Source organism: Nocardia sp. NPDC060220 (assembly GCF_042727815.1).
GTDB lineage: Bacteria > Actinomycetota > Actinomycetes > Mycobacteriales > Mycobacteriaceae > Nocardia.
This window is the reverse complement of record NZ_JBHWZY010000152.1, coordinates 1-10,542: the sequence shown is the minus strand read 5'-3', so window position 1 is coordinate 10,542 and position 10,542 is coordinate 1. Positions and strand designations below refer to the sequence as shown.

Here is a 10,542-nt window from a genome sequence, read left to right as displayed (position 1 = left end):
AACACAGCCCGTACACTACCCGGGGCCGGTGCGCCCGGTATGTCCTCTTCCCGCCTCGAAACGCCCAGCGTTCCACGGAACACCGTTGTGGAATACCCTGTAGCAATGACGAATCCCGGCGATTCCGACGAGTGGTGGAAGCAGTACGGCGGCTCCGGCGTGTCCCCGGAGTCCGGCGCGCCGGGTTCGGTGCCGCAGCATCCGACCGCCCAGCCGTCGCAGCCTTCCCAATATCCGTCGTCGCCGCAGTATCCCCAGCAGCCGGCGCCGCCCCCCTCGCAGCCGCAGTACCCGCAGCAGCCGTCGCAGCCGCAGTACCAGCAGCCCAATCAGCCGCCGTACCCGCAGCAGCCGCCCGCTTACGGGCAGCAGCCCGGCTACGGCGGCTATCCGGCGGCGGGCGCGTACCAGCCCTACGGGCAGTACCCGCAGCCGCAGGGCACCAACGGTCTGGCGATCGGCGCGCTGGTCTCCTCGCTGATCGGGCTGTGCAGCTGCGGTGTCGGCGCGATCGTCGGGATCATCCTCGGCGTGATGGCGCTCAACCAGATCAAGGAGCGCGGCGGCGAAGGTAAGGGCATGGCGCAGGCAGGCATCTGGATCGGTGTCGCCGCGATCGTGGGCTGGATCCTCTACATTCTCTTCTTCGTGGTGCTCGGCATCGCCGGTGGACTCGACTCGTCCACGACCTACTGATCTCACAACGAAACAGGGGCGCTTCCGGATTCCGGAAGCGCCCCTGTTGTTTTCGTCAGGTGTGGGGAATCAGCCCTTGACGACCTGCGTGCCGCCGGCGAACTTGTCGTGCCAGCCCTGCTTGTTCGGGTCGTTGCTGATGGTGACCGCGATGTAGATCGCCAGGCCGGTCGTCACCAGGCCGCCGAGGCAGTAGACCACCATCGGCGCCAGGAAGATGTTGCGCTTGAGCGAAGCCTCGGGGGTGAGCGTCGGCGCACCGCCGGGAGCGAGCACGCGCAGGCCGAGCAGCTTCTTGCCGAGAGTGGCGCCCTGCGTTACCTCGAGGCCGACGTTGTAGCCGACGAGCGCGATACCGGCGAGGAGCCAGATAACGATGCCGCCGAGGAAGGGGCTGTCGATGAAAGCGAAGCTGAGCCCGATGTTCACGAAGAACATCGGAATGCCGACGATCGCACCGTCGATCGCGCGCGCACCGAGGCGGATTCCCAGGTCGGCGGCCTGTACCCCGCCGAAGCCCTGCTGCTGACCGTACTGGCCCTGCTGCGGGTAGGGCTGCTGCTGACCGTACGGGTCCTGCCCGTAGGCCGGCTGCTGCTGGCCGTAGGGGTCCGGCTGGCCGTAACCGGGCTGGGGTGCGCCGCCGTGTCCGGGCTGGCCGTACGGCTGCTGCTGGCCGTAGCCGGGCTGCGGCTGCTGCTGGCCGTAGGGGTCCTGGCCGTAGCCGCCGGGCTGACCGCCCTGCGGGTACTGGTTGGGGTCGTAACCACCGCTGGTCATAATCTCAGTCCTCGTTTTGATCTTCTAGATCGGTCTATGCGTACGTTACGGACATCCCTCTGGTCGGAACAACCCGATAGGCTCGAGTATCCATGGTTTCTCGGGGATACGCGCTGGGTCGAAAACATCGCGCAGCTCGCTAGTCGTCCGCGCGGAATACCCGAGTGACTCCGCGATCGCCGCCACCACGTCTCCGGGCGTGTGGCCCAGGGCACGTTGGTTCGAAAGGCTCACGGCGCCATCGCGTTTCGCCAGCCGCTTGCCTTCCTCGTTGAGCACGAGCGGCACGTGGGCGTAGGTCGGGGCGGTGAGTCCGAGCAGTTCCGCGAGATACGCCTGGCGCGGGGTGGACGGCAGCAGATCGTCGCCGCGAACCACCTGGTCGACGCCCTGGGCGGCATCGTCGACGACGACGGTGAGGTTGTAGGCCGGGACACCGTCGCCGCGGCGCAACACCAAATCGTCGACAGCGCCCCGATATCGGCCGTGCAGTAGGTCGGTGATCTCGTACTCGGTGACGTCGGCGCGCAATCGCACTGCGCCGACGCGTCCTTCAGCCCGCTTGGCCGCGCGCTGGGCGTCGCTGAGCTCACGGCAGGTGCCGGGGTAGGCGCCCATCGGCCCGTGCGGCGCGGTGGCGGCCTGCTGGATTTCGCGTCTGGTGCAGAAGCATTCATAGGTGCGCCCGGCTGCGGTCAGTTCGGCCACAGCGGCCGCGTAGCTCGGCAGCCGTTCGGATTGGTAGACCACGGGGCCGTCCCAGTCGATGCCGATCGCGGCAAGGTCGTCGAGCTGACCCGCGGCGGCGCCGGGCCGGACCCGGTCCAGATCGTCGACGCGGATCAGGAACTCGCGCGCGGAAGTTCGCGCGAAAAGCCAGGCGAGTACCGCGGTACGCAGGTTTCCCACGTGCAGCTCGCCCGAAGGGCTCGGCGCGTAGCGGCCCGCGCCTCGACTCGTTGGCACTCCACGATCCTAGGTGGGCTCGCGGCACAGCCGCGTACGTAGCCGCTCCTCGGCGATGCCGTCGCCGGCATCGAGCGCGTCGAGCAGCTCCCGCGCGTGCGCGATCAGTCCGGCGCGGTCGACATCGTGCTGCTGGGCATTCGCCGGGTAGGACCCGAGTCGCTCGCTCGCCCGGCGCAGTAGAGTACCCGCGCCTTTGGCGTTGCCGCGCTGGATGTGGGTGAGGCCGACGGCGTATTGGGCCAGCCCTTGCCAGAGCATCCGTTCGGCAACCGGCCCGTTCTTCCATGCCGCCTCCAATACCTCGTGGGCATTGAATGCCAATCCGTCGTCCAGCAGTTGCTGAGCGAAGGTGAGAGTTTGCTGGGGTCCGAGGTCGAGGTCGTCGGGAATTCGGGCGACTCCGGCACTGCCGGGGGGCAGCGGTCGGCCGAGTCGATCGCGGGGACGGTCGTTACGGGCACGACCTGCGGTGTCGCGGTCACGGGAGATCATTCCCCCATGATCCACGCCTGCCCTCGATGGTGCTCATGTGACTGCTGAGGTACTCGAGAAATTGACGTATCACGGACTAATCACATGGAAGTAAATGGGGATGTGTCAACCAGATCGGGAATGGGTAAGGAGCCTGGCAATGCCTCCGCAAACGTGAAGCTTCGCAAGGTTGGCAAAACGATATGGGAAAGCAAATTCTCTTCCGCAACATTGCGGAAGACCTGCTAGTGTTTCTTCCGCGGGGGCAGCCCCCGGAGGCGGAAACGCCTCGATGCGCTGGTTCGTGCCGGTCGGTTGCGCGCGCCGTGTGGCAGTGCCTTGTGTGCCACGAAGTAACTCATCGGTCGCGCCGGATTTCGGAATGTTGCAACGATTCCAGGAGTTATCCCCTCTTCTCGATGAACCAAAGGAGCAAGTGCCGTGGAAGTTGATGTAACCGACGCTGTGTGGCGGAAGAGCACCTACAGCGGACCCGATGGGAACTGCGTCGAAGTAGCCTTTCTCGCCGGCGGCGACATCGCCGTTCGTGACACCAAGGATCGTGGTCGCGGACCCGTACTGGCCTTCGGTCCAGGGCAGTGGCGAGCCTTCCTCGCCGATGTCACCGCGGGAGAGTTCGCGCGGGGCTGAACCGCGAGATGCATCTCGAATGGGCAATACCGGCCCCGAGTCGAGCGGACTCGGGGCCTTCTCAGTGATCTCGGCGGGGTGGCCTATCGTGGCCGGATGACCACGATGGCCGCGCGTGACGCGACGATGTACTGGCTGTCGCGGCGCACCGCCAACGACGTGTTCCTGCTCTACTCTTTCGCCGAAACCGATTCCGCCACCGACGAACTCCGCGCTTTCATCGCCGCGCGCGCCGCGCGCATTCCGGATCTGCGGATCCGGTTGCAGGAGATTCCGGGCGATCTCGGCTACCCGCGCTGGGTTCCGGCCGAATTCACCTCCCAGCAATTCGTGCACCACAGGCCGGACGGCCTGTCGTGGCAGGCGTTGCTCGCGGATCTGGGCGAACTCCTGGGAACCGGTGTCGTCGCTACCGAATTTCCGTGGCGTGTCCATGTTTTCCGGTCGGTTCACTCCGCACCACGGTCGGCCGCGCCCGTTGTGGTGGTGGTGCTGCAACTTTCGCACGCACTGGCCGACGGCACCCGTGCCGCCGCCATCGCGCGAGCGCTCTTCGGGATGGCTGTGGATGAAGCTGTTGTCCACAGCACACCCGATGTGCCTGTGGACAACTCGGCAGATCACCCGGTCGGACCTGGTGAAACTTCTGCACAGCCTGTGGATTCCTGTGGACAACCCTGTGGATGGATCGCTCGGCGGGTCGATCCGAGAGTGCTTGGGGTGCTGCGTCTTCCCGCGCAGGTCGCCGCGACGGTGTGGCGCGGGCGGGCCGCGTACCTCGCGCAGCGGGAATTGGCGGACCGGACGGCCGCCGGTGAGGTACCCGCGGCCACAACCGGGTTCGCGCCCTGTGCGCTGAATCCGGCAACCGCGGTCGACGGTCACACCGTGAGAATGCTCGTCGTCGATGCGGACGACCTCCGCATTCCGGGCAAAACCGTCACTGTTGTTGCGCTGACGGCGATTTCGCGGGCGCTGGTCGACTATCTCTCGCAGCGAGATGAGCAACCGGAACGGCTGGGTACCGCACTACCGATGGCACTTCCGGGGCCGAGCGCGGCCCGCAACAACTACCGCGGACTGTCCATCGACCTGCACATCGACGAACCCGACCTGCGTACGCGCGCGAACCTCATCGCCGATGAACTCGCTGCCCGCCGCGAACGAGCGCTGAATCCGCTGCTCTCCGCACAGGATCGAGTCGGCGATGTCGTCCCCGCGGTGCTGGCGGTGCGTGATATCGAACGGGCCGAACTGGACAATGTCCCCGCGGCGCTCGATGGCAATACCGTCGTGTCCAGTGTGTATCGCGGGCCGGCCGATCTCGCCTTCGCGGGTGCCCCGGTCCTGTTCACAGGGGGTTTCCCGGCCCTCGGTACCGTCATGCACCTGACTCACGGTGTCCACGGGATCGGCGAAACGATCACGCTGTCCGTGCATTCCGATCCGCGGGTGCTGTCCGATCCGGACCGCTACCTGGAATTGCTCGCCGTCGCGCTCGATGCGGTCGTCGCCGCGCACCGCTGATCCGCGGGGCAGGACCAGTTTTCACCGAGGTCGACCGTGGCCGACGCTGTTTCCCGCGCGATCGAGCTCCGCGCCCACCGCGAGCAGCGCCGAGTGCAAGGCCGTCGCCGGGTCGGTTCCCGCGGCTTCACCCTCGATCACGCCGTCGATCCGGAACGGGCAGAAGTATCCGGTTCCGCTGTCTCCCCGGTGTGGTCGCCCGATCTCGATCAGCGGGCCGGTTCGATGCGCCGCGGCGATCGCCGTCGCGAGGGCCGCATCGGCAGCTCGCGGATCACGTCGACGAGTGCCTGGCAGCGCGGGCGTCGATTGCGCGTGTACCCGCTCGTACCACGCGATCACCTCGAAAGACGCGGCTCGCGTGCCGGTTTCGTAGTGTCCCAGCGCCGCCCTGCTGTACGGAACGCGCGCGGCCAACGCCGCCAGCGACAACCCCGACTCTTCCCGCAATCGCCGCAACCGAGCTCCGACGACGCCGTTCCCCTGCTCGCCCCGACTGGACATGGGCTCATCGTAGAGAACTGTAGACGTTTGTAGACGCTTTTTGCTGTCCAAAAGGTCTTGGCGGCGACCATACTTTCTCGTGGCGGCTCGGCGACCACCATACCGCGCCACTCGTGCAAGCACTGACTCGTTCGGAGGGGAACCGATGGAGATCTATCTGTGGATTGCCGTGGGGCTGTTCGTGTTCGGGGCGCTGAGCCGCTACCTACTACTCACACCGCCCGCCGAACGCGGGCGCCCGAGCGTCGCCGAGATCAGGCGGCGGCTTCAGGCCGAGCGCGAGGGACCCGGCCACGACTCGACATTGCCGTCGGTGCGCAGCATTTCCGCCAGCAGCTTCTCGGCGTCGGATTTCTCCCGCGCCAGCACGCTCCAGCCGCGTACCAGGCCGTCGGGGCCCGATTTCGTCGTCCACGAGCCGACGGCATGAGCACCCTGGGGATGCAGCGAGTAGTAGATGGTGCCGACCGGGAACGCGATGTCCATGCCGCGCATCCAGCCGGTGAGCGCCTCGCCCTCCCAGACCCGCATCTCGCCACGTACCTGGGCGACCGGATCGGCTTCGGGCGCAGGCGGTTCAGCGGCCGAGTCGAGCATCAGATGGTCACCCTCGTGCCGGATGGTCACCGCCGCTACCTCGACCTCGTCCGCGTGGTTCGCCGGTTTCTGCCAGGCTGCCCACCAGTCACCCGCCAGGTCGACGCGGTTGTCGACGATGCCCGCCAGCTCCGCCAGCGAGACCTGCAACGCGTCGGCCAATCGGACAGCGACCGGCAGTGTGGGCGATTGCTCCTCGGACTCGTACCTGGTGATCTGGCGCGAGCTCACCCCGATCGCGGTGGCCAGCGCGGGCTGCGAGAGCCCGAGCAGCCTGCGCCGCTCCTGGATCACCTTCCCCGTCCCGGTGTTCATACAGTCATCGCCTCCATTGCCTGCCCCTCCCGTCACACCCTGCTGGACACTTCCGCACCAGACCCGCCGACATCGCGGGCCGCCGCCCTCCGCTACGAAGGCCACTGGCGCGCCGCACATGCCGACTGTCTGGCCGATTCTTCCATTTCTTCGCTCCAGCAGGCCCGTTTCGTGCTGACTCAGCACAACGGATGCGGCCCGCGCTGCCTACAGCACCTGGCGGCGACGGCCTACAGCACCGGATTGATCGACGACATCTGACCCTACGGCGCGACCTCGGACGTCGTCACCGTTCGGCTACCAGCGAATCCGGACCCGACACGTTGACGAACTGATTGCGAGACGGCGAAGGTGCTGCGATCGCTATTACCGTCGAGGTATGAGTGTGGACCCCTTGGCGGAAGGCGACGGCGCCACCATCCTCGAACGCCCAGGTCTGCGCCAGCGATGGTGGCGTTTGCGCAGGCCGTTCGTCCTGCCGTCACAACGGGCCACCGCCGACAACATCGTCGCCGCACCCACCCCGCTGCAACCGATCGACCTCGCCGACGACGCCGAGGTGTCGCAGGTACTCGACCTGGCCGTGCGCGTGGGTGAGGTCGTCCTCTCCGCGGGTACCGGTGTCGGTGACACGTCAGCGCAGGTCCGCTTCATCGCCTCGACCTACGGTCTGAACAGCTGCGATATCGACGTCACCTTCGACGCGATCCGTATCTGGGCCGACCGTGGACCCAGCCTGCCGCCGGCCAGCGATATGCGCGTCGTGAAGTACCGCTCGCTCGACTTCACGCGGTTGGCCGCGGTCGACCGGCTGACGCGCCGCATTCGCAGCCAGATCGTCCCCGTCGACCAGGCGCACGCCGCCCTCGACGAACTGATCTCGTCGCGCCACCCCTACCCGCGCTGGGTGTCGACGGCGGGTTGGTCGCTGCTGGCGGCGGCGATCGCGGTGCTGCTCGGCGGTGGGTTCGTTCTCGCCGCGATCAGTTTCGTGAGCACCGCGGCGATCGACGTGGTGAACCGGTACCTGCATCAGCTCGGTCTGCCGATGTTCTTCCAGCACATGGTCGGTGGTGTCATCGCCACGATCCCGGCCATCGCGCTCGCCTCGATCAGCGACCACTGGCGTTCCGACGCGGCGCTGATCGTCGCGGCGGGCATCACCGTGCTGCTGTCCGGTCAGCAGTTGGTGGGTTCGGTGCAGGATGCCATCACCGGCGCGCCGATCACCGCGGCCGCCCGCATGCTCGAAGTGGTGATGATGACCGGCGGCATCGTCGCGGGCATCGGTCTGGCCCTGCGGATCTCGACGATGATGGGGATCGCGGTGCCCGAGATCGCGGCCAGCGCGGGCCGCGACACCGATGATCTGGCGATCAAGCTGGTGGCCGGTGCGGTCGCGGCGATCGCGTTCGCGATGGCCTGTTACGCGGAGCGGCGGGCGCTGTTCGCGGCCGGGCTCAGCGGTGCGGGCGGCACCATGGCCTTCCTCGGCGCGCAGGACATCGGGTTCGGGCCGGTGGTGTCCGCCGGCCTGGCGGCCACGGTGATCGGCCTCGCCGGTGGTCTGATGGCGCGTCGCGCGCTCACCCCGCCCCTGGTCGTCGCGGCGGCGGGCATCACGCCGCTGCTGCCGGGTCTGAAGGTATATCGCGGGCTGTATGCCCTGCTCGAGGACGAAACGCTGCTCGGTTTCGGGCAGATCCTCGGGGCGTTCGGTGTCGGCTGCGCGCTGGCCGCGGGCGTCATCCTGGGTGAATGGTTCGACCGGTTGCTGAGTCGTCGTGGTGCGCCGCGCGACTTCGATCCGTCGTTCACCAGCGACCGATGAGGTAGATCGGCGAAGTTCAGATCTGCACGAGGGTGCTGGTCAGATCTGCACGAGGGTGCTGGTCAGATCTGCACGAGGGTGCGAGGCCCGTCGGCGGCCGTGTCGGCGGGCGCCGGGTCCTGGATGCGTGGTTTTCCTGCCGCCCAGCGCATCTGGCTGCGCGCTGCGGGTGCCTCGGTGGCTGCGGGGATGACCAGCAGCGCGAGCGCGGCGCCGTTGCTGCCGACCACGTGCATGATGCGCGCGGCCTGGTCGTTGCGGGCTGTGCTGTCGCCGGATTCGCTGGTGGTCCAGTCGAATCCGAGCCGGGCCAGCTTGCCGATCCGCGGTCCGACCGCGGTCACCAACTGGTGCAACTCGGTCATCGGCTGGTCGGTTCGCGGCCACCAGGCGCCGTCGATCGGCCCGGTGGTGGCTGTGCGGTCACGCAGCATCAGCCGGATCGGCCCGGACGCGTCGCGCCCGATGCTCGTTTCAGGTGATGTATTCACTTCGTTCTGTACTTTCTGATTTCTGTGCGATCGACGCGCTCGTGGCATCGACCGGCGCGATCCGAACTCCGGACCGGCGCGAAGGCTGGGTACCCACTGGACTGCGTCGGCACGCACATCTGTGTTGGGGCGGCGACGACGGTATGTGGGTGTGGTGGGGGTCTCCCGCACCATCGGGGCTCACTCTACGGATGCCCACTGACAGATCCACCGATTAAACGAACAGGGCCCCGACCGGCGAACCGATCAGGGCCCTGCTGTTGCGGAGGATAGGGGATTTGAACCCCTGAGGGCGTTAACCCAACCCGCGTTCCAGGCGAGCGCCATAGGCCACTAGGCGAATCCTCCGTGGAGCAGCATAGCGGGTCGCAGGGGGTCGATGCCAAACCGGGCCCCCGCGACCGCTTCTGACCTGCTACTTCTTCAGAGCGGCCAGTACCTTGCGGACCTGGGTCTCGGCGGCGGTGCGCATGGCCGCCTTGTCGACAGTGCGCATCGTCGACACCTCGATCTCCACCTTCACCGAGATGTTGCTGTCGTGCGCGGCCACCACGACGGAGTAGTCGCTCGGGATGGAGCCGTAGGTGTGCTGCTCGCTGGCGTAGTACGCCTCGGTGCCGAGGCCGCTCACCGGGCCGTGGTCGTAGTCCTTGCCGGTGGTCTTGGTGTCGTAGCCCTTCCAGCGCGCGTAGTCGGACTCGGTCTCGCTCTCGGTCTTGAACTCGACCTCGAGACCCAAGGCCGCGTCGTTGGCGTTGCGGCCCGACTCCTGATTCTTGGCGTCGCAGTCGTAGGAGCCGCCGCCGATGTACTCCGACGGGCCACGCTCGGTGTGGGTGGTCGTCTCGCGCGTGGACGACCACTGGTTCAGCACGGTGAGATCGACCAGGTCGCAGGCGTTCTTGCCGTCTTTGTAGACGTAGCTGCCCGCCCACTTGTCCGGATCGGGTCCGAAGGGGTTGTCGTCGTCGACCTTGTTGGCCGTGAACGCGATCAGCCCGATCACGAGCGCGCCCACCGCCACGATGGCGCCACCGACGATCCACCAGACCGCCTTGTTGCCCGACGAGGGCGGCCGCGGCGGTGCGCCCCATTGCGGCTGCGGCGCTTGATAGGCGCCCGCTTGCGGATGCGCGTACTGCTGCGGCTGCGGGAACGGTTGTGGATTCGCTCCGCTCTGATACGGCCCGGGCGGCGCGGTGTAGGGCTGGGGGTTCGCGCCGCTCTGATAGGGCCCGGGCGGTGCGGTGTACGGGCCGGGCGCGCCGATATTGCCGCGCAGCACTGTCGGGTCGGCTTGGGCGGGGTTCTGACCTGCGCCTTCGCCTGGTCGTTCCCACCATGCGACGGTGGGGTCGGACGGCGGCACACCGTCGCCGGGTGGTCGCTGATTCGGGCCGGTCACGATCGGGCCCCCTCTCCAGTCATGGGGAACACCGAACCCCCGCTGCCGATATCGGATAGATCGTAGCCAGCGTCACCGTCGCCGCGGCGGTTATACGGTTGCGTACACTCGAGTATCGACTGGTCGGATGCGCTCGTCGTCGAGGGATATGAGGTGGAACACGTCGTGGGTACCGCGCGAACGCCCCGGGCCAGATGGGTCGAGGAGGGCCTGGCCGTACTGGCGTCCTCCGGCGTCGACGCCGTGCGGGTCGAGGCGCTGGCCAAGCGCATCGGCGTGACCAAAGGCGGGTTCTACGGTTACTT

At 67.3% G+C, this 10,542-nt stretch carries 12 protein-coding genes and 1 tRNA gene; 5 read left to right on the top strand and 8 right to left on the bottom strand.

What is annotated here, in order from left to right:
* Positions 1 to 105 precede the first annotated feature (105 nt).
* On the top strand, positions 106 to 696 hold the full coding sequence (locus tag ACFWF3_RS10630) for a DUF4190 domain-containing protein (protein WP_379313427.1): 591 nt from the start codon (positions 106 to 108) through the stop codon (positions 694 to 696).
* Positions 697 to 765: 69 nt separating this feature from the next.
* Here the strand turns inward: ACFWF3_RS10630 and ACFWF3_RS10625 are convergent, their stop codons facing one another.
* The 3 genes from ACFWF3_RS10625 to ACFWF3_RS10615 are packed head-to-tail and all read right to left on the bottom strand — an operon-like array spanning position 766 to position 2,937.
* On the bottom strand, positions 766 to 1,476 hold the full coding sequence (locus ACFWF3_RS10625) for an RDD family protein (protein ID WP_379313426.1): 711 nt from the start codon (positions 1,474 to 1,476) through the stop codon (positions 766 to 768).
* Between the two features lie 45 nt (positions 1,477 to 1,521).
* Positions 1,522 to 2,442, bottom strand: a complete 921-nt coding sequence (gene gluQRS, locus ACFWF3_RS10620; RefSeq protein WP_379313424.1) for a tRNA glutamyl-Q(34) synthetase GluQRS — start codon at positions 2,440 to 2,442, stop codon at positions 1,522 to 1,524.
* A 9-nt stretch (positions 2,443 to 2,451) separates the two neighbouring features.
* Positions 2,452 to 2,937, bottom strand: a complete 486-nt coding sequence (locus tag ACFWF3_RS10615; RefSeq protein ID WP_378994438.1) for a DUF309 domain-containing protein — start codon at positions 2,935 to 2,937, stop codon at positions 2,452 to 2,454.
* A 420-nt stretch (positions 2,938 to 3,357) separates the two neighbouring features.
* On the opposite strand from ACFWF3_RS10615, the gene ACFWF3_RS10610 reads away from it, so the two are divergent.
* Together ACFWF3_RS10610 and ACFWF3_RS10605 are read left to right on the top strand one after the other, a co-directional pair.
* Positions 3,358 to 3,567 (top strand): DUF397 domain-containing protein, encoded by a 210-nt coding sequence (locus tag ACFWF3_RS10610; RefSeq protein WP_378638552.1) that lies wholly within the window; start codon positions 3,358 to 3,360, stop codon positions 3,565 to 3,567.
* A gap of 96 nt (positions 3,568 to 3,663) precedes the next feature.
* Positions 3,664 to 5,094, top strand: coding sequence for a hypothetical protein (locus ACFWF3_RS10605; protein WP_379313422.1), 1,431 nt, complete (start codon positions 3,664 to 3,666; stop codon positions 5,092 to 5,094).
* A gap of 21 nt (positions 5,095 to 5,115) precedes the next feature.
* Here ACFWF3_RS10605 and ACFWF3_RS10600 read toward each other — a convergent pair whose 3' ends face one another.
* Positions 5,116 to 5,598, bottom strand: a complete 483-nt coding sequence (locus ACFWF3_RS10600; protein WP_379313421.1) for a helix-turn-helix domain-containing protein — start codon at positions 5,596 to 5,598, stop codon at positions 5,116 to 5,118.
* 267 nt (positions 5,599 to 5,865) lie between these two features.
* Entirely contained in the window at positions 5,866 to 6,510 is a 645-nt protein-coding gene (locus ACFWF3_RS10595) for a helix-turn-helix domain-containing protein (RefSeq protein ID WP_378994432.1), read from the bottom strand.
* Between the two features lie 379 nt (positions 6,511 to 6,889).
* On the opposite strand from ACFWF3_RS10595, the gene ACFWF3_RS10590 reads away from it, so the two are divergent.
* A complete protein-coding gene (locus tag ACFWF3_RS10590) occupies positions 6,890 to 8,341 on the top strand; it encodes a threonine/serine exporter ThrE family protein (protein ID WP_378994430.1) in 1,452 nt (483 codons plus the stop codon).
* A gap of 62 nt (positions 8,342 to 8,403) precedes the next feature.
* On the opposite strand, the gene ACFWF3_RS10585 is transcribed toward ACFWF3_RS10590, so the two are convergent.
* From ACFWF3_RS10585 to ACFWF3_RS10575, 3 genes are all read right to left on the bottom strand, one after another.
* Positions 8,404 to 8,832, bottom strand: coding sequence for a DUF5994 family protein (locus ACFWF3_RS10585; protein ID WP_378638566.1), 429 nt, complete (start codon positions 8,830 to 8,832; stop codon positions 8,404 to 8,406).
* Positions 8,833 to 9,095: 263 nt separating this feature from the next.
* Positions 9,096 to 9,180, bottom strand: a tRNA-Ser gene (locus ACFWF3_RS10580).
* A gap of 67 nt (positions 9,181 to 9,247) precedes the next feature.
* Positions 9,248 to 10,237: a hypothetical protein gene (locus ACFWF3_RS10575; protein WP_378994428.1), complete on the bottom strand. Its 990-nt coding sequence runs from the start codon at positions 10,235 to 10,237 to the stop codon at positions 9,248 to 9,250.
* A gap of 153 nt (positions 10,238 to 10,390) precedes the next feature.
* On the opposite strand from ACFWF3_RS10575, the gene ACFWF3_RS10570 reads away from it, so the two are divergent.
* Positions 10,391 to 10,542: TetR family transcriptional regulator (locus tag ACFWF3_RS10570; RefSeq protein ID WP_379313428.1), on the top strand; the 152-nt coding region annotated here is incomplete at its 3' end.

Bases quoted from the DNA above. Each gene is read 5' to 3' on its own strand.
- ACFWF3_RS10630 (WP_379313427.1), top strand. From the start codon at position 106: ATGACGAATCCCGGCGATTCCGACGAGTGGTGGAAGCAGTACGGCGGC.
- ACFWF3_RS10625 (WP_379313426.1), bottom strand. From the start codon at position 1,476: ATGACCAGCGGTGGTTACGACCCCAACCAGTACCCGCAGGGCGGTCAG.
- ACFWF3_RS10615 (WP_378994438.1), bottom strand. From the start codon at position 2,937: ATGATCTCCCGTGACCGCGACACCGCAGGTCGTGCCCGTAACGACCGT.
- ACFWF3_RS10605 (WP_379313422.1), top strand. From the start codon at position 3,664: ATGACCACGATGGCCGCGCGTGACGCGACGATGTACTGGCTGTCGCGG.
- ACFWF3_RS10600 (WP_379313421.1), bottom strand. From the start codon at position 5,598: ATGTCCAGTCGGGGCGAGCAGGGGAACGGCGTCGTCGGAGCTCGGTTG.
- ACFWF3_RS10595 (WP_378994432.1), bottom strand. From the start codon at position 6,510: ATGAACACCGGGACGGGGAAGGTGATCCAGGAGCGGCGCAGGCTGCTC.
- ACFWF3_RS10590 (WP_378994430.1), top strand. From the start codon at position 6,890: ATGAGTGTGGACCCCTTGGCGGAAGGCGACGGCGCCACCATCCTCGAA.